At 59.4% G+C, this 18,525-nt stretch carries 16 protein-coding genes; 8 read left to right on the top strand and 8 right to left on the bottom strand.

Annotated features, from left to right (window positions below; all coding sequences use genetic code 11):
• Positions 1 to 74: 74 nt before the first annotated feature.
• Positions 75 to 947 (top strand): type IV toxin-antitoxin system AbiEi family antitoxin, encoded by an 873-nt coding sequence (locus tag RAE07_RS00430; RefSeq protein ID WP_317001084.1) that lies wholly within the window; start codon positions 75 to 77, stop codon positions 945 to 947.
• A 241-nt stretch (positions 948 to 1,188) separates the two neighbouring features.
• Here RAE07_RS00430 and RAE07_RS00425 read toward each other — a convergent pair whose 3' ends face one another.
• The 3 genes from RAE07_RS00425 to RAE07_RS00415 all read right to left on the bottom strand — a co-directional run bounded on the left by RAE07_RS00425 (position 1,189) and on the right by RAE07_RS00415 (position 5,768).
• A complete protein-coding gene (locus tag RAE07_RS00425; RefSeq protein ID WP_317001083.1) occupies positions 1,189 to 2,637 on the bottom strand; it encodes a hypothetical protein in 1,449 nt (482 codons plus the stop codon).
• 366 nt (positions 2,638 to 3,003) lie between these two features.
• Positions 3,004 to 3,684, bottom strand: a complete 681-nt coding sequence (locus RAE07_RS00420; protein ID WP_086588326.1) for a hypothetical protein — start codon at positions 3,682 to 3,684, stop codon at positions 3,004 to 3,006.
• Positions 3,685 to 3,935: 251 nt separating this feature from the next.
• On the bottom strand, positions 3,936 to 5,768 hold the full coding sequence (locus RAE07_RS00415) for an AMP-dependent synthetase/ligase (protein ID WP_317001082.1): 1,833 nt from the start codon (positions 5,766 to 5,768) through the stop codon (positions 3,936 to 3,938).
• 94 nt (positions 5,769 to 5,862) lie between these two features.
• Between RAE07_RS00415 and malQ the strand changes: the two genes are divergently transcribed.
• Complete coding sequence (gene malQ, locus RAE07_RS00410) at positions 5,863 to 7,986, top strand: 4-alpha-glucanotransferase (RefSeq protein WP_317001081.1); 2,124 nt, start codon at positions 5,863 to 5,865, stop codon at positions 7,984 to 7,986.
• A gap of 50 nt (positions 7,987 to 8,036) precedes the next feature.
• On the opposite strand, the gene RAE07_RS00405 is transcribed toward malQ, so the two are convergent.
• Entirely contained in the window at positions 8,037 to 8,276 is a 240-nt protein-coding gene (locus tag RAE07_RS00405; protein ID WP_086588323.1) for a hypothetical protein, read from the bottom strand.
• Positions 8,269 to 8,484: a hypothetical protein gene (locus RAE07_RS00400; protein WP_200288770.1), complete on the bottom strand. Its 216-nt coding sequence runs from the start codon at positions 8,482 to 8,484 to the stop codon at positions 8,269 to 8,271. Before RAE07_RS00400 ends, RAE07_RS00405 begins: the two co-directional genes overlap by 8 nt.
• Positions 8,485 to 8,522: 38 nt before the next feature.
• Here RAE07_RS00400 and RAE07_RS00395 point away from each other — a divergent pair, with 38 nt between their 5' ends.
• Positions 8,523 to 9,821 carry a carboxylesterase family protein gene (locus RAE07_RS00395; protein ID WP_317001080.1) on the top strand — a complete coding sequence of 433 codons (1,299 nt, stop codon included), beginning with the start codon at positions 8,523 to 8,525 and terminating at the stop codon, positions 9,819 to 9,821.
• Here RAE07_RS00395 and idi read toward each other — a convergent pair whose 3' ends face one another.
• Positions 9,822 to 10,358, bottom strand: coding sequence for an isopentenyl-diphosphate Delta-isomerase (gene idi / locus RAE07_RS00390; protein ID WP_200288768.1), 537 nt, complete (start codon positions 10,356 to 10,358; stop codon positions 9,822 to 9,824). It abuts the gene before it with no gap.
• Positions 10,355 to 10,903, bottom strand: a complete 549-nt coding sequence (locus RAE07_RS00385) for a hypothetical protein (RefSeq protein ID WP_239205090.1) — start codon at positions 10,901 to 10,903, stop codon at positions 10,355 to 10,357. The genes idi and RAE07_RS00385 overlap by 4 nt, the downstream gene beginning before the upstream one ends.
• 181 nt (positions 10,904 to 11,084) lie before the next feature.
• On the opposite strand from RAE07_RS00385, the gene RAE07_RS00380 reads away from it, so the two are divergent.
• The 4 genes from RAE07_RS00380 to RAE07_RS00365 all read left to right on the top strand — a co-directional run bounded on the left by RAE07_RS00380 (position 11,085) and on the right by RAE07_RS00365 (position 17,008).
• Entirely contained in the window at positions 11,085 to 12,974 is a 1,890-nt protein-coding gene (locus RAE07_RS00380; RefSeq protein ID WP_317001079.1) for an ABC transporter ATP-binding protein, read from the top strand.
• A gap of 91 nt (positions 12,975 to 13,065) precedes the next feature.
• Complete coding sequence (locus tag RAE07_RS00375) at positions 13,066 to 14,196, top strand: MalY/PatB family protein (RefSeq protein WP_317001078.1); 1,131 nt, start codon at positions 13,066 to 13,068, stop codon at positions 14,194 to 14,196.
• A gap of 205 nt (positions 14,197 to 14,401) precedes the next feature.
• Complete coding sequence (brnQ, locus tag RAE07_RS00370) at positions 14,402 to 15,802, top strand: branched-chain amino acid transport system II carrier protein (protein ID WP_200288765.1); 1,401 nt, start codon at positions 14,402 to 14,404, stop codon at positions 15,800 to 15,802.
• 186 nt (positions 15,803 to 15,988) lie between these two features.
• Positions 15,989 to 17,008 (top strand): LLM class flavin-dependent oxidoreductase, encoded by a 1,020-nt coding sequence (locus RAE07_RS00365; RefSeq protein WP_200288764.1) that lies wholly within the window; start codon positions 15,989 to 15,991, stop codon positions 17,006 to 17,008.
• Here the strand turns inward: RAE07_RS00365 and RAE07_RS00360 are convergent.
• Entirely contained in the window at positions 17,005 to 17,541 is a 537-nt protein-coding gene (locus tag RAE07_RS00360) for a hypothetical protein (RefSeq protein ID WP_200288763.1), read from the bottom strand. The genes RAE07_RS00365 and RAE07_RS00360 overlap by 4 nt on opposite strands.
• 198 nt (positions 17,542 to 17,739) lie before the next feature.
• Here RAE07_RS00360 and RAE07_RS00355 point away from each other — a divergent pair, with 198 nt between their 5' ends.
• The gene (locus RAE07_RS00355) at positions 17,740 to 18,504 is read left to right on the top strand and encodes a GntR family transcriptional regulator (protein ID WP_086588313.1); all 765 of its coding nucleotides are present in this window, start codon (positions 17,740 to 17,742) and stop codon (positions 18,502 to 18,504) included.
• Positions 18,505 to 18,525: the final 21 nt, after the last annotated feature.

The raw sequence follows: 18,525 nt of genomic DNA, 5'->3' as shown, positions 1-18,525 counted from the left end.
CTGCGGCCTTGTTATCCACAGGTCCGGCCGCCACCGCCTCGCACCGGCCGGCAGCGTGCCCTTTGCTTAAAGGCATGACAACACCACTGACCAATATCGATTCCATCCGCGCCAACCACCCCACCTTTTGGGCCGACCTGAAAAACGGCACCTACCTTAAGCTCGCACCGCGCATCGCTGTCCGGCGCGATCACTATCATTGCCTCGATTTCCCGTCCCAACTGCGCCTGCGCGCCATCGCCGCCGCTCGCAGCGCCTATACCGCAGTACTCATCTCCAAATCCGCCGCCCGAGTACATGGCCTGTGGGTCATCGCCACGGCCGAGGAACAGATTGAGATGGCACTTCCCACCAATACGCTCCCCCACAAAGACCGCCGCCGCCCCGAGCGCATCTACCGCAAGGCTTCCCTGCCTGAACCTGTCCTCGTGGACGGCACCCGCTGTGTTTCCAAAGCCCCCACAGTTATCGATATCGCCCGCTACCACGGCTTCCGCGATGGCCTCATCGCTGCGGACTCGGCGCTACGCGCCGGGGTAAGCCGGGAAGAACTCACTCAAGAATTCGCCGGCATGGGAAGGGTGCGCAATAGCCGCATCGTTCGCGCTGTGATCCACCACGCCTCTGAGCTTTCCCGTTCTCCGTATGAGTCCTTTGCCCGCGCCCTTATCATTGAGGCTGATTTCCCGTGGCCTATTTTCTTCAAAGCACAGTTCAAAGCTCTTCCCGGCATCACGACCGCTCTGTGTATCAACAACGCCTATCTCGTTGACATCGTCTCTGCGAAGGCGCTGCCCCACCAACGCGAGCGTCACCAGCTCCTACGAAAGGCGGGATTCACCGTCCTTTGTTATTCCCCGAGACAGCTCGTCGACCACCCCGACCGTTTTCTGTCCGACCTTACCGCCACCGTCTCCGCTGGGCAGAAGGCCGCCCGTTCCGCTTAAGTCCGCGGTTTCTACCTGCCGCCACATCTGACTTCCTCTCCCCTATCTTTCCCTCCCCTGCCATTCGCGCTCACCGGCAGCACTTTCGCGACGAAATCTGCCGCGCCGGTAAGCGCGAAGGGAGGGTGCGAGAATATTTCTCGGGATGCGACGCAACAGTGACTACAAATCGAAAGAGCCTCCCCGAGAACATGCTCGTGGAGGCTTTACCGATTCCAGCTAAAGACCTAAGAGAATGGTCTTACTGGTTGATGCGCCATGGGACGCTGTTCTTCGGCAGCATGCCATGGGTGTAGAGGTAGTCAACGGCAGACAGAATGCCCAGTACCGTGCCGCCACCTACCAGGGCTGCAAGGAAGGAGAAGCCGGCCACGGAAGATAGGTCCGCGTCCTTGCCATCCTTGCCGTTGATACCGTCGCGACCATCGCGTCCGTCACGGCCGTCGCGACCGTCGCGGCCGTCCTTGCCGTCCTGGCCATCTTCACCGTCGCGGCCGTCCTTGCCATCGCGACCGTCGCGGCCGTTCTCGCCGTCCTTACCATCGCGACCGTCGCGGCCGTCGCGGCCGTCGCGGCCGTCCTGGCCATCCTTGCCGGGAACAACGACAGCCTCGCTGGTAGAAGGCTCGGTGGACTCCTCAGGAGTGGTTTCCTCGGAGGAAGGTTCCTCGGAAGGATCGACCTCGGCAGGCTGATCCTTGGTCTTCTTGCCGTTGAGCATATCGGAGCACAGCTGGCCGGCCGGAGCGTTAACGGCCGCCAGATCGGAAGCTGCGGTGGAGATATTGTTCAGGGAGTCTTCGATGCTCTTCTGCTGATCCTTGCTCAGCTTCAGGTCGCCAGCGACGTTCGCACCTGGAACCAAGCCGGCGATGGTAACGGCTGCATTAAAGAGCTTCAAGATAACCTTGGTTCCCTTGCCAAAGGTACCGTCTGCAAACTTGAGCAGGCCGGATACGGTCTTCTTTGCGGCATCCGGGTTATTCATATCAACATCGGCATCGGCATTATCGATACGTCCGATGGCCATGCCCTGGGCACGGGAAAGGTCCCAGGTAACGGTCTTGTCCTTCTCGCCTTCCTTGACCAGCTTGGCAATGCCGTCCCAGGTCTTACCGGAAATCTTATCGATGAAATCGGCCGGAATCAGGTCACCGACTACCGGAATGATTTCCCAGACGGTCTTGATAATCTTCTCGCCGCCATCGTAGAAGGCCTTAGCTAGGGCAAGCTTGAGGTCGAGCAGGTTGCCTTCCTTTTCAGGGGCATCAGTCACCTCACAGACCAGCTGGTCCTTCTTTTCGTCTTTAACCACCTTGACGTTCACGTCGCCATTGGAGGCCTCGGTCTGTGCGAGCTCATCAAGAGAGGTCGGCTTTGCAGGCTTCTCGGGGGCCGGAGTCTCGGTGGCTTCCTCAGCACCATCTACAGCATATGGGGTGATGGAATCGGCGGCATCGTCTTCCGCGTCGAGTTCTTTCATCGCCTTATCACCGGCGTTGTTTTCCTCGAGCAGGTTGCCTTCTTCATCGAATTCGATGCCATTGAGGCTTACGGTATCGTCGGTGGTCTTTTCTTCGACGAAGGTAGTGTCCTCGGCAGCGACGGCGGTAGGAACAACGGTAATGGAAGAGAAGGTGGCTACGGCCACTGCGCTGGCAATGAGGCGAGAAGTTCGGCGTGCGCCCATGGTTTGACTCCCTGTAGATATGGTTGAAGAATTTAATTGCGCGCGCCGCGTGTGGATGATGCTAGGGTACGGCGTTCGCGTGGACGGATAATACCCTACAGCGCACTAAGAGTATTTTCTACTTAAATTTTAAGGGTGACCTGGCAACAACATCGCTGGCTACAGGATCTAATCAGCTGAACAGGCATAACGTGGACCATCTGAAACGGCTGTTAACCTAAAATTCTCCTAAATTTCTACCCGAATTGGGGCAGATCCCTCCGGAAATCCACGCATAAATCCACTGGAAACTTCAACGGCCACCGAGAGAGGGAATCTCGGTGGCCGTGAACATCCCCTTGTCTAAAACAAGGAAGCCTCAATAATTTATGCAGTAGTAGCCCGGCGAGCCGCCTCGCGCTTGGCGCGAACCTTTTCCACCACCGCCGCTACGCGGGCACGCTCCTCCAAGAACTGCGGCGGGTTATGCCCTCGCATCGTGCGCACATAGGCCGGGTGGGTATCAAGCACCGTGTGCTTCCACGCTTGCACCGCGATGAGGGCGGACTCGCCGGTGCGCTTGTACAGGTGCGGCAGGGAGACCATGTCGAGGTTGCGGGCCACGGCGTCGGTTTGCGCAAGCACGTACTCGACTACCTCGCGCAGGTAATCCGCCACGGCCTGGGTACGGTAACGCAGGGACTGGGCCAGCTCGTGCACCACAATGGGCTTGGAGATGGGGAATCGCTCATCCAGCAGGCGCGGGGTGAGTTGTTCCGGCTCTTCCACGTCGTTCACACCGGAAGAAGCGGCGGAAATCGTGCCGGAGCGCACGCCGGAAACCAAAGCTTGGCGCAGGCCCATCAGCTCGCCCACGCAGCGGCCGGAGTCAACGCGAGCATCTTCGACGATATCGCCTAGCTCGGCCAGGCAATCCATGCACAGCTCTTCGTCCCAATCCTCGATGGCTTCAATGAGGTGCTCGAGATATTCTGCGACTTCGTCGCCGATATTATAAATCTCTTGCGTAAGCTCGCGGTGGCGCAGCTCGGCGGCGATTTTGTGCATTGGCTTCGAGCCACTCCTTCCACGGTCCCATTTCTAACCTCTAGTAGAGGTTGAGGTTTGCTGTAACGCTTCACGACTCTATGCGAGATCCGCCGCCACGGGCGCGCGACACTCCGAAGGCATTCACAGGTTTATGGCAGGTTCGACCGCCCAGAGCAGAGGGCGGCGGGTTGAGCTGCACAAGGGGCGTCGCCAAGCAGGGCAAAAAGAAACACCCGAGGACATGGCCTCGGGTGTACCCATCGCGCAGACTAGCGCTTGTACAAATGCTCAATGGCCGCAGCATAACGCTGCGCTACCACGTTGCGCTTGACCTTCATGGTGGGGGTCAGCTCATTTTCTTCCTCAGTAAGGTCAGACTCAAGGATGTAGAACTTCTTGATGCCCTCCGCGTGGGAGACGGTGGCATTGACCTGGTTGATGGCATCCTGCAGCTCCGCGCGCAGGGTGGGATCGGTGGCCAGCTCTCGCATAGAGCGATTTTCCGGAATATTGTGGTCCAGCTTCCAACGCTTCAAAATATCCGGATCCAGCGTCAGCAGCACTCCCACGAAGGGCTTACCATCGCCTACCACCATGGCCTGGGAGATAAGCGGGTGGCCGCGCAGGATATCCTCCATCGGGCCGGGCGAAACATTCTTGCCGCCGGCCGTAACAATCAGATCCTTCTTGCGGCCGGTGATAACGAGCTTGCCGTCCTCATCAATCTCACCCAAGTCACCGGTGTTGTACCAACCATCCTCGAGGGCTTCGGCCGTTGCCTCCGGGTTATTCCAGTAACCGTGGAAGACGATATCGCCCTTGATGCAGATTTCGCCTTCATCATTGATGCGGAAGGTCACGCCGCCCATGGGCGGGCCGACGGTGCCGATGGACTGGTCCACAAAGTCCACCGCGGCCGCGGCGGCAACCTCGGTGAGGCCGTAGCCCTCATAGACCGGGATACCGATGCCGCGGTACCAGTGCAGCAGGTCATGGCCCATGGCGGAGCCGCCGGTAATGCAGTAGTTGACGTTGCCACCCACGCCCTTGCGGATGGTGGAATACACCAGCTTGTCAAAGAGCTTGTGCTTGGCCTTCAGCAGGCGATCCGGGCCCCCCGGCTTGTCCAAAGCCTTGGAGTATTCGATGGCAACCTTCTCGGACTGCTCAAAGAGAAGGGTCTTAATGCCAGAATCGGCCGCCTTAGCAGCAGCGGAATTGCGCACCTTTTCAAAGACGCGTGGCACACCCAAAATGACGTTCGGGCGGGAGCGGGCGAACTCGATGGAAATGGTGGAAAAGTCCGACCAGTGGTTCTGGGAGGCACCGCGCATGGCCACCGCAATGGATACCGCGCGGGCAAAGACGTGCGCCAGCGGCAGGAAGGTCAAGGTATGGCTGCCCGGGACGGCAAAGATACCAATGGGATTGGTGCACAGGCCGCGGGTCTGGGCTAGCCAATTGCGGTGGGTGAGGATGCAGCCCTTGGGGCGGCCGGTGGTACCCGAGGTATAAACCAGGGAAGCCAGGTCGTCGGTGGAAGTGGCCTTGATGCGGGCGTAGACCTCCTCCGCGGCCACGCCGCGGCCCTCGAACTTGAGGGTGTCAATGGCAGAGGAGTTGATTTCCAATACGCGGCGCAGCTGCGAAGGAGAGCCCTTGAGGTTGGGCTCGCCATCTTCTTGCAAAACCAGGTTTTCTACCAGTTCGGAGTGCTCGCGGGTTTCTGTAATGGCCAGCACTGCGCCGGAGTCCTCAATAATCCAACGCACCTGGGAGGCGGAGGAAGATGGGTAGACCGGCACGGAGGCGGCTCCCGCGGCCCAGATGGCAAAATCCAAAAGGGACCACTCATAGCGGGTAGCAGAGATGAGAGCGACGCGGTCCCCCTGCTGCACGCCAAGGGCGATAAGCCCTTGGGCTACTTCAAAGACCTCATCGATGAATTCTTTGCCCGTTACATTGACCCACTCGTAATTTGCTGGGCGGGTAAACATGACGCCGTGCGGACGCTTCTTCGCGGTGTCCATCAGGGCGGTCAGGCAGGTTTCGCCCGGCTCGATAGTAAATTGCGCCGGGGTATGCACTTCTTGCAGGGTCACGCGGTGTCCTTTCGAACAGCTATTTATTAATCTCCGCCTACTGTACCAATCTGTTTCCCAGCAGGCGCGTTGTCCCCGTGGCACACTGTGGCCTGTGACTACCCGCGACTTGCTTGAAGAACTCGCTCAGCGCCACGGCGTGGCCACCAGCTATGCCTCCCAGTCTGGTTTCCCCGTCCACGTTGCTGAAGACACTATTACCTATACCCTGCGCGCCTTGGGCGTGGCCATCGAAGATAACCCAGACGATGCAGCCCTGACGCAGCTGCTTTACGACGACTACCTCACCCGCTCCTCCCAGCCCCTTCCCCACTGCGTCGTCGCACCCCAGGGTCAGGAGCGCGGGTTCGTTGTGCATGTACATGCCGGCGACACCGCCAACGTACACATCGAATTGGAAGAAGGCGGCACCCGCGAGGTCTACCAAGATCGCAACGACGTCCCAGACGCAGACGTCGATGGCACGCTATGGGGCGAGGCCAGCTTCCATATCCCTGGCGATCTGCCGCTGGGCTACCACGAGCTGGTGCTGGAGTCAGAGGGCATCGGCAAGCATGCCTGCTCGCTGATTATCACCCCGGCGCGCCTCACCACGGCCGATGAGTTTGTCGAGCACCCGATTAGCGGCGTGATGGCGCAGCTTTATTCGGTGCGCTCGGAGTCTTCTTGGGGAATAGGTGATTTCCAGGATTTGGGGCAGCTGGCTGAAACACTCGCCCCGCATGCGGATTTTTTGCTGGTCAACCCGCTGCATGCAGCCGAGCCGCTACCGCCGATTGAGGATTCTCCCTATCTTCCCACCACGCGGCGTTTTATCAACCCGCTCTACCTGCACATCGAATCCATCCCGGAGCTCAAGCTGTTGCCGGAGGACTTACAAGATGATGTGCGCGAACTGGCCGAAGAGTTTCGCCAGCGCAACCGCAGCGCAGATGAAATTGAGCGCGACACCATTTTTGAAGCCAAGCTGCAGGTGCTGCGCGAGCTTTTTAATTACCAGCCCACTCCGGAGCGCGAAGAGGCTTTCGTAAGCTATGCCCGCGAAGAGGGCCGCGGGCTGCGCGATTTCGCTGCCTGGTGCGCGCAGCGCGATGCCGCGGCGCAATCGGGCCAGCGCCATGCCGAGGGCTTGGATATGGACAAGCTCACGCGTTTTTATTCCTGGTTGCAGTTCCTCTGCGATGAGCAGCTAGCCGCCGCGCAGCAGCGTGCGCTCGATGCCGGCATGCGCCTGGGCCTGGTCACTGACCTGGCGGTGGGCGTGCACCCAGGTGGCGCCGATGCGGTAAATCTCACCGAATACTTAGCACCGCAGTGCTCGGTGGGTGCCCCGCCGGATGACTATAACCAGCAAGGCCAGGATTGGTCGCAGCCGCCGTGGCACCCGCAGCGCTTGGCCACCGCCGGCTACGCCCCGTGGAGGGAGATGCTCTCCACCGTGCTGCGCCATGCCGGCGGTGTGCGCGTGGACCACATCTTAGGGCTTTTCCGCCTGTACTGGATCCCGCGCATGGCCAGCCCGCTGACGGGCACATATGTCTCTTATGATTTTGAGGCCATGGTGGGCATCTTGGCTCTGGAGGCGCAACGCGCTGGTGCCGTGGTCATTGGTGAAGACCTCGGCACCGTAGAGCCGTGGGTACAAGATGTGCTCGCTCAGAAGGCGGTGCTGGGTACGTCCATCGTGTGGTTTGAACGCGACGATGATGACTACTCCCCGCTGCCGCAGGAGAAATACCGCCAGCTGGCGCTGTCCTCAGTCAATACGCATGATCTGCCGCCCACCTTGGCCTACCTGCGCGGCGATCATATTTCGCTACGCGCGCACCTAGGCGTGCTTACCCGCTCGGTGGAAGAAGAGCAGCGCGATGACATCGAGTGGCAAGCCCGCGTACTCGCAACCGTGGCGGACCGTGGCCTCTTGCCACAGCGCGATTACCTCGTAGATCCGGCAGAGCGCGCTTCTCGCGGCGCGGAGGAGGATATAAGCGAAGCGCTGCATCGCTATATCGTAGGTACACCTTCGGCTCTTGCGTGCACCAGCTTGGTGGACATGGTGGGTGATGTGCGCGCACAAAATCAGCCGGGTACCACGCACGATCTTTATCCCAATTGGTGCGTGCCGCTATGTGATACCAACGGCGCTCCCCTGCTCATTGAGGATCTTCCTAGTCTGGAATTCTTCCAGCGCTTAGAGGCCACCAGCCGGAAAGCATAAAGCGGAAGGCCTAACGCCGGGCCTAGGCGCTGGTGCGGGGTGGAGCAGGTTTAGGTCCACAGGCCGATCAGTGCGACGACTATCACCAGCGCGATCATCGTCCACAACGTGAGCGTGACACGGGATTTGGGCAGAGCGCGCTTGCGTTTAACGGGCTGTGCACCAGGCGTGGCCGCCGAGGTAGAAGACTGGCCGGCGCGCTTGGCTTCGGGGTCCCAAAGGCCCTCGCGGGGGTTAGCGCGCAGCTCGGCGCGCTCTTGCCGTGCGCGCTCGTTATTTTCCTCAGCCATGGTGGTCTATTTTAGTGCTGTGGCTGCGTTGCTGGGAAATCATGCGTTTGCCTCGGTTGGCTATGTAGTCGACCACCCACATCAGGCACCACGCTACGACCACCATGAGCGGCACGGCGATGGCCACCACGATGACCATTTGAATCCACACGGGCGCCTGCACCAACAATTGCGATAGCGTGCTGCCCAAGCTCGTCAACCACTCCATGGCTACTTATCCTACTTGCTCGCGGTAGTCTGGCTGACATGTCGAGCGCCCAGATTCCTGTTACCGTCGCCACCGCTTCCGGCCGGATCACCGGCGTGCGCCGAGATGGCCTGCACTATTTCCATTCGGTGCGCTATTGCAACATCCCCAGCCCCTACTCTCCTGCCGAGCCATATGATCGCAGCGTCGATCAGGATGCCCGCGAGCCGCACCCAGAAGATATTGCTTTGTCCATTACCACTCCTGCCGATGCCAACGACTGCCCTGTGGTGGTCTATGTTCACGGCGGGCGCTACGAGCACGGATCGCACGAGGATCCGCGGCTTTCGGGGACAAAGAATGCCCGTCACGGTGTAATCCAGGTCAACGTGGGTTATCGGGTCGGTTTGGCTGGTTTCGCACGCTTTGACGGCGATGAGGCGGACCGCTACCGCGGCATCGATGACTGCCTCCTAGCTTTGGAATGGCTGCAGCACAATATCGAGGCCTTTGGTGGCGATAAAACCAATATCACTTTGGTAGGCCAATCCGCTGGGGCGGCGATAAGCTTGTGGCTCGCACGCCGCGATCACTTCCGGGGCGGTTTCCGCCGCGTGCTGGCGCTCTCGCCGGCATTCCCACGCGACCGCTTCGAGCACCGCGTCACCGACCTACGCAAGGCTCTCGGCGTGCCGGTCACGCGCCAGGCTCTAGAAAAAATGGACCCAGAATCGCTGGCCAAAGGGTATGCCAAATTCCGCAAGAAATATCGCTTCGATGTCGCCTTGGGCCCCGCGCCACTGCGGGCCGAAGAACTGGCGGATATCCCTATCGTCGTGGCATCTACCCGCGATGAGTTCTATGACATGCCCACAGCCCAGCGCATTGACAAGATGGCCTTGGCGGGCTTTATTACCAGCTACCTTTCGCCCAAGTTTGGCATTTCGCAGGGGCGCTTCAAGCAGTGGCGGCAACTGGCGCACTACGTGGATCCGCAGCGGCCGATGGGCCGGCTTATCGGTGATGCCGCAGTGCGACGTTGGACCGCCCAGGTAGCCGAGTATGCTCCAGGACCTACGTGGATGATGGAATTTACCCGCACTAATGCCCCCGCAGTGCACTGCGCCGAGCTCGGCCCACTTTTTGGCGGCAATGGTAGCGAAGGGGAAAACAACGCCCCCGCCGAAGAGCTCAACGAGTGGCTACGCCATTTTGCCACCACGGGTGAGCCCGGATTCCCCAGATATGGCGATGACCACCAGGTGCTGGAATTTGACCTCGATACGGGCGAGCGTCGCCTAGCCTATGCCACCTTGGACTATGTGGCCGCGGCCTTTTATAACGACGAGGAGCTGTAATTACAGCGCAGCACGCAGCTTTTCGTCCGCTAGCTCATCAATCATCCACGGGCTAAAGACGCCAGGCATGGCATCGGCGGCAGCAAAAAGCCGGGCCGGCTCGACCCACTGGTAGGAATCTACTTCCTCGGGATTGGGCTCCCACTGCGCATCAGGGGCAAGCTCGACGGTATATACCGGGCAGATTTCGTTTTCTACCGTGCCTGAAGAATCCACCGCACGATAAGAAAAATCCGGCAGGATAAGCCGCGGGGCGGATAGATCTGAAGGCGCGATGCCTAGCTCAAAGGAGGCGCGGCGCAGTACTGCAGCCGTATTCTCCTCGCCGGGAGCGGGGTGGCCGCAAAAAGCATTGGTCCACACGCCAGGCCAGGTGAGTTTGCTCAGCGCGCGGCGCGTGACTAGCACTTTGCCGCCGCAGGTTAGCCAGGCGGAGAAGGCAAAGTGCAGCGGGGTATCGGAGGTATGAACTTCGGCCTTGGGAGCGGTGCCGATGGGTTCGCCCGCGGCAGAGGCCAAGACTACAAGTTCCGTCATAGATTAAGGTCTCCTACCCAGGTCACGTTGCCTACGTGGAGGCGCGCATTCCACAGGTTGCCAGGAGTGACGTCGTAGCGGTATTGCAGATTCACCGAGGCACCCGCTCCCAACGGGTGGTCGAGTCCTGGTGGCTCCACATCCGGGGCAGACTGCTCGTCATAGGGCAAGGAATTAATCTTGGCCCAGCCACCATTGCCGTCGGCGCGTTCGAGGGTGGGATCTTCAAAGGCGTCGACCGGCAAGGGAACGTCGTTTTCATTCTTCAGCAGGATGGTCACTACGGAGCCGCCGGAATTGTTATCGGAATACACTCCCTGCAGTTCCCAGCTCACGCCCAAGCCCTTATCCTTTACCGGCTCGGCAAGGTTAGAAGTGACCTCTTTGTCATCGGTGTCCTTGGCCTCGTACGGGGCTTCTTCGGAGCTGGAGACGGTGATATTGTCCCCGAGCCCTGTTTCTTCCGGCTGGAGAACACTACATCCGGTCAGGGTCACGGCGAGAGCGCTGACCACGCCTGCGCCGAGTATGTGAGATTTTTTCACCGTGGATGGATCCTTTGCACGCGAAGATTGTTGTATTTCTGCACAAGTACCTTAGCTTACTCTTTCCGTAACTTAGGCATTTACTCTCGTGAACCCCGCATGTGGCATACTAGGCAGTCGCTTAAATCTCTCCTCCCTTAAAATCGCGCACTACCCGCCTTTTTGAATTGAGTGTGGTTTTATGAATTCCATCTTGCGCATTACTCGCAGTGCTTCTGCCCTGTGGCCCTATTACTTGGGCGTGCTACTAGCTGCCACGGTCACCGCAGTCCTAGCACTGATATCGCCCTTTTTGACGCGCCACGCTACCGATACGATCGTAGAGGCGCTGCAGACGGACGCCCCGGCCGGCGATGCACTGCGCACAGTGCTGTTATTGGCTGTGGCGCTTTTTCTTGCCGACGCCGCCAATGCCCTCTTCCGCAATATTGGTGGCTACATCGGCGATGTCATGGTCTCGCGCCTGCGCGAGATTTTATCTACCCGCTACTTTGCCAAGCTGCTCGCCCTCCCGCAGGGCTATTACGATAACCAGGTCACCGGCACGATCATCGCCCGGCTGGATCGCTCGATTGCCAATATCACGCAGTTCGTGCAGTCCTTTGCCAATAATTTCTTTACGATGATCATCCAAACCCTCGCGGTGCTAGCCATTACCGCGTGGTTCTACTGGCCGCTGGCCATCCTGCTGGCCCTCCTCTTCCCGGTATATATGTGGCTTACCGCGCTGACCTCGAAGCGCTGGCAGAAATTTGAGACCATTAAAAATGAGAATATTGACCAGGCTAATGGCCGCTTTGCGGAGGTCATAGGCCAGGTCAAGGTGGCCAAGTCCTTTGTGAGCGAGACCCGCGAGCTCTTCCACTTTGCTACGCGCTACCGCACCGTGGTGGATACCACTAAGCCGCAATCGCGCTGGTGGCACATGATGGATACCTTCCGCGGTCTGGCCATGGCGTTTATCTTCCTAGGTATCTACGGCGTTATCTTCTGGCGCACGCTGGAGGGGCATTTTTCCTTGGGCGATATGGTCATGTTGCTGCAGATGGTCTCCAGTGCGAAGCAGCCGGTCTTTATGATGAGCTGGATTGTCGATACCGCCCAGCGCGCAATAGCCGGTTCGAAGGACTACTTCAAGGTAATGGAAGAAGAGCTCGAGCCCACCGCCCCGCGCGAACTGGTGGCCGCCACCACCGGTTCGCATACCCCGCAGCTGGATCTCACGCCGGTTCGCCCACTCGAGCCCACACCCGGCGCGCCGGTGTTTTCCTTTCAGCACGTTTCCTTCGCCTATGAGGAGGGCAAGCCCGTGGTGGAGGATATTTCCTTCGCGGCCGCTGAGGGCCATAAGGTAGCACTCGTGGGCGAGTCCGGCGGCGGCAAGTCAACCTTGGTGAACCTGCTTTTGGGCCTATACCACCCCTCAGCGGGGCACCTCGATGTGCTAGGCCACCGGGTAGACGATCTCACTGCCTCGCGCCTGCGCGCCTCGGTGGGCGTAGTCTTCCAGGAGTCTTATCTTTTCTCCGGCACCATTCGCGAAAACATCGCCTACGGCAAGCCGGGTGCCACGGAGGAAGAAATCGTGGACGTCGCCAAGCGCGCCAATGCCCATGAGTTTATCCGGGCCTTCCCGGATGGCTATGACACCGTTATTGGTGAGCGCGGCCTTAAGCTTTCCGGTGGACAAAAGCAGCGCGTCTCCGTTGCCCGCGCCATGCTTAAAGACGCCCCCATTTTGGTATTGGACGAGGCCACCTCGGCGCTTGATACCAAGTCCGAGCGCGCCGTGCAGGCCGGCTTGGATGAGCTGATGAAGGACCGCACCACGCTTATTATTGCCCACCGGTTGTCCACCATTGCGGACGTCGATACCATCATCACCTTGGACCGCGGCCGCATCGATGAGATGGGCTCGCCGGCCGAGCTGGCTCAATCCGGTGGCATTTATGCCGAACTGCTCAAACTCACTCAATCCACCTCGGCCGCAGACCGCCGCAGGTTGAAAAAATATGGCTTTGTCTCCGGCCACGCCTCCGAATCCGAGGAGGAAGAGGAGGCAGATGTCTAGGAGCCTGCACCGTCGCGGGAAGATAAGCCAGTTGAATAAAAGCGCATAAATGCGCTGGGGTGGCCGCGGGCTTCGCGTTATGGTTATGTCCATGGAGTTTCCTAGCCTAGAAGAATTGCAAGCCCGCGGAACCCGCAAGTGGACCGTCTTCGAAGAAGATGTGTTGCCACTGTGGATTGCGGAGTCCGACTTCCCCACCGCGCCCGCTATCAAGAAGGCGTTGGAAGAGATGGTGGATAGGGAAACCTTCGGCTATACCCCAGCGCCCAAGGCCTCAGGACTGCGCGAGGCTGTGGCTAATTTCTATGACACACGCTATGGCTGGCGCCCTATCCCGGAGCATATTTTCTGGATTGGGGATGTAGTGCGGGGTCTTTTGCTAGGAGTGCAGTACTTTACCCGCGAAGGTTCCCCGGTCATCGTGCCAGTGCCTTCCTACCCTCCGCTGCTGGAGCTGCCGCGCACCGCTGGCCGCGAAAAGATCGAGACCAGCTTGGAGCTCGATGATATTGAGCGCGCCTTCCAGCAGGGCGCTGGCTCTATTTTGCTAGCCAACCCTTATAACCCGCTCGGCCGTGTCTTGGACGAGGACTACCTCACCGGCTTGGTAGAACTGGCGGAAAAATATGATGCGCGCATCCTGGCCGATGAAATCCATGCCCCGCTGGTCTATGAGAGGCGGCATATCCCGGTGGCGTCGCTGAGCGCGGCGGCTGCCGAGCGCACCATCACGGTAACCGCTACCTCCAAGGCTTTTAATACTGCCGGGCTAAAGTGCGCGCAGATTATTTTCTCCAATACGTCCGATGTACACACGTGGAATGGCCTTACTGGGGTGGCCAAGGATGGCACGGGCACCTTGGGCGTGCTTGCTGCGGAGACTGCCTACCGCGAGTGCGGCGACTTCCTCGATGAAGAAATAGCGTACCTGCGGCAGACCCGCGATTGGTTGGTGGAGGAGCTGCCGCAGCGCATCCCTGGTTTAAAGACCAGCAAGCCGGAGGCCACCTACCTGCTGTGGTTGGATTTTGCTGATACCGCTATCGGCGGCAATCCGCAGCCGGCCAAGTGGTTGCGGGAGAATGCGAAGGTCGCGCTCAATGAGGGCGATACCTTTGGCACCGGCGGTCCGGGCCATGCGCGGTTGAATTTCTCTACCTCGCGCGAGATTTTGGAGGAGGCACTCGACCGCATGGAGCGTGCCTTCGCCGCACTCGATTAGGTCGGCCCGGCTGGGTCAACCATGTATTCTGCGTCACCCCCACACTTTGATTTCTCACCATGTGGGCGGTAATGTCTCATTACACGAACAGGCGTGACCCGCCACCTCGGACCGCGGAGACGCACCCCACCCCGCCATCACCCCTCGGCGGAATAAGGAAAGCTTCCTCACATTCTAGCTGTACATGGAAAATTAAGGAGCCACCATGGCTACCCCAGTCGCGTCAAGCACTGCAAAGCCCGTCGCCACCATCGTAATTGCGTCGTTGATGCTGTTTTCGATGTTCTTCGGCGCCGGCAACCTCATCTTCCCACCCATGGTGGGAGTTTCGGCCGGCACCAATTTTTGGCCCGCCGTCCTCGGCTTCCTCGCCGCCGGCGTGCTCCTTCCGGTCCTAGCCATTGTTGCCGTCTCCATTTCGGGCCGCTCCGTGCGCGACCTGAGCTCCAACGGTGGCGCGCTTTTCGGCCTCGTCTTTTCTGTAATGGCCTACCTTGCCATCGGCGCCTTCTACGCCCTGCCGCGCACCGGCGCCGTTTCCATGGAAACCGCCATCACCCCGCTGCTGGGCTGGGAGGGAACCATGGCCAATGGCATCTTCAATGTGGTCTTTTTCCTTATCGCCCTAGCACTGTCTTGGAAGCCAAATTCCATTATCGATACCTTGGGTAAGTTCCTCACCCCGGCTTTGGTGGCGTTGTTGGTTGTCCTCATCGCCTTGGCAGCTTTCAACAATCCCCGCGATCCCCAAGCACCTACTGCGGACTATACTTCTTCCCCCATGGTCACCGGCCTTTTTGAGGGCTATAACACGATGGATGCCATTGCGGGTCTGGCCTTTTCCATCGTCATTGTCGGCGCTTTGCGTTCCAAGGGTTTTAAGACCAAGAAGTCCCTGGTTAACGGCACCATTACTGCCGCTCTGGTTGCTGGCGCTTTGCTGGCCGCTATCTATCTGGGCTTGGCGTGGGTAGGCCAAACCATTCCCAATGGCCAGTCCTATGAGTCAGGAGCGCCCCTGCTTGCCGACGCCGCAAATCTCACCATGGGCACCATCGGCCAAGTCGTCTTCTCCGCCATCGTCATCCTGGCCTGCATGACCACCGCGGTGGGCCTTATCACCTCCACCTCCGCCTTCTTCGAAATGCTTGTGCCTAAGGTGAAGTACCACGTCTGGGCCTGCCTCTTTACCGCACTGTCCATTCTCTTCGCCTTCCAGGGGCTGGAGACGGTGCTGTCCATTGCAGTGCCCTTCATTACTTTCCTGTATCCACCAGCTATTTCCCTTATCTTCCTCACCCTGATCCAACCAGTGGTGAAAAAGTCCGTGGTCTTTTATTGGACCTACCGTTTGGCACTGTGGGTATCGGTGCTGTGGTCGGCCTTGTCCGTTATCGCAGATCAGGGCTGGGGAACCGACGCACTCGATCCCCTCTTGAGCTTGGCTCCTGGCCAGTCCGTAGACCTCGGCTGGATCGTCCCTACCGCCATCGCGGCAGTCATCGGCCTCGTTGTCGATATCGCCACCAAGGCAGGCGAGAAGCACGAGGCCGCCAACCCACCGGCAACAGAGCCGGCGGAGGCCGACGCCCTCGCTGAGGCTTAGTCTCTCCTTCCTACCTCCCCCTCCCACTCCACACCTCACCACGGTGCCGAGGCGGAGGGGATTTTTATGTCAACAGGCCCCTGCGGCGATGCGGTATAGCCCCGCCCGGAATAGTCAGGCGGCGCGTACCGTTGGAAGAAGAGAACTTAGACAGGATTTACCGAAAGCAAAAGGAAGGCTCTCCCCGTGACCGAACGCGCGCATCTTTCCGTCTTGGACTTCTGCACCATTTATGAGGGCGAGACCCCAGCACAATCCATCGCCCGCTCCGTGCAGTTGGCACAGGAAGCAGAAAAGCTGGGCTATTCTCGCATGTGGTACACCGAGCACCACAATATGAAGTCCATCATGTCTTCTTCTCCGGCCGTGCTCATCGCCCACATTGGTGCGAAGACCGAGCGCATTCGCTTGGGTTCCGGCGGAGTGATGCTGCCTAACCACTCCCCTTATGTCATCGCCGAGCAATTCGGCACTTTGGAGGAGATGTATCCCAAGCGCATCGACTTAGGCGTAGGCCGCGCACCCGGCACGGATATGAATACCCTGGGCCGCGCCCTGCGCCGCGACGCCCACTCTGCCGAACGCTTCCCCGAAGACGTCAAAGAGCTCAACTCCTATCTCGAGGGCAAGTCTTATATCCCGGGGGTCAGCGCCGTTCCAGGTGCCAATACCAACGTGCCGATCTATATTTTGGGCTCGTCCATGTTCGGCGCCTCGCTAGCCGCCAAGCTCGGCCTGCCTTATGCCTTTGCTTCTCACTTTGCCCCGCAGCACCTCGAGCAGGCTACCACCTACTACCGCGAGAACTTCCAGCCTTCCGAGCGCTTCAGCAAGCCCTACCTCATCGCCGGAGTCAACGTCACCGCCGCCGAGACCACCCAACAGGCGCAGGAGGAATACGAGCGCGTGTGTTTCAACCGCGTCAAGGCCTTCGCCGGCCGCGGCAAGCACCTCACCGATGAGCAGGTGGAGCAGATTATCGGCTCTTACCAGGGCCAGCAGATCCTAGACATGCTGAAGTACTCCGCCGTGGGCACCGCCGATGAGGTGGCAAACTACCTCGAGACCTTCCAGAAGCACGCTAAGGCCGATGAGCTGATGGTTTCCTTGCAGTCCAGCTCGCACGAGGAAGTCATCAAGAATATGCAACTGCTCGCACAGGGCTGGCAGCTCGATCCGGCACGCGTAGCCGGCACCCCGAGCTAGCCTTCGGCCCTTACGTGGCCTAGGTGGTCAATGGGGACCTCGGGGAACCGTTCCCGGAGTTTTCCCTCAAGCTCCCGCGGTCCCAGGTTCGCCTGCTCCGGCAATCGCACCGAATACTGCTGCGCTTCGTCCAAGGTAGAAACGCGTACCCCACGCGGAATCAGGGCCAGGAAATTTTGGCCCGGCTCGAGCGAATAGAACTGCATGCGGTCTAGCTCAGCGGCCGGATACCTAGTCCGCTGGAGTGGCAAGGAAATATCCTCGCCAATGCGCAGCAGCGCACGAGCTCGGCGCCGCGCGGAGGCTACCACCGCCAGCATCGCGCACAGCGCCCCGCCTAAGGGCATGAGCGCGGCAATGAGGTAAACGGTATGCAAGCGTGTGTCGGCCGGCTCCTGCAGCGCCGAGTAAATAAGCACTCCACCGATTAGCAGCAGCGCGACGGCGATAATGACAGCCACCGTCACTGCCTTGCCTAGGCGCGCGGTACCGCCGGCTTCGCGTACTTCAATAGTTTCGGTGCTCTCGTTCACGAAGACTTAGCCTAGCGTGCTTCCCACCCACCTAGCGCTGATAGAGCGGCGCGTGATTTTATTTAGTGCCTTTTCACTCAAATAGCGCGTAGTTTCTTAGTGACGCTGTTGCGTTAGCGCACCCTAGCAAAATGGAATAACATTGACGTGTTTCGCTCCGCTGCGAAAAGCCCCGGAGAGACTAAGGACAAAGGTTGAATGAGCCCACGCGATAAACAGCAACATAAAAAGATCGCGGACTACCTGCGAGAACAGATCCGCTCTGGCGTGCTGCAACCAGGCCATTTTCTACCTAGCGAAGCAGATTTATGCGAGAAGTTTTCTTCTTCCCGCGGACCCGTGCGCCAAGCGGTTGCGGCTTTGCGCGCCGAAGGGCTGGTTTCCTCCGGCCGCGGGCGACGCTCCACCGTTTTAGCCTCTACCCAGGCAGAGCTTTTTGAATCCATCTATTCCATCTCCAGCTGGCTCAGCGAATATGACGCGGATCCCCAACAGCACACCCTGTGGCTGGCTCGCCGCCGTGCGCCGCGGGAAATCACTCGTTTTCTGCGTGTGGACCCAGAACAAAATGTGGTCTTTGTCCACCGCGTGCGCTATACCGAGGACCACCCCATTGCCATTGAGCGCATGTATTTCCCCATGGTGGTGGGAAAGCACATCTTGGACTTCGACGCGGATGCCGGCTCTATTCATGCGCACCTGCACGAATGCGGCGTGGACTTTGATAATGTGCGCCGCGAACTCACGTTGGAGGAAGCCACGGCCGAGGATGCCGAGGCACTTGAAGTAGCCACTGGCACCCCACTGTGGCGGCTCCAGATGGAAATATCCAACCACTCCGGCGAACCGGTGGAATTGGCGGTATACCTCTATCGCGCGGACCGCATGAAGCTGGCTATGAACAACGTACGCGGGGGCGTTTCACCCCTAGAAGTTATCCCCACTCCAGGAAATTTTGCATAAGTTTCACGGCAGCTATCCCCA

Source organism: Corynebacterium nasorum (assembly GCF_032821635.1).
GTDB classification, from domain to species: domain Bacteria; phylum Actinomycetota; class Actinomycetes; order Mycobacteriales; family Mycobacteriaceae; genus Corynebacterium; species Corynebacterium kefirresidentii.
This window is presented reverse-complemented; position numbering and strand designations above follow the sequence as displayed.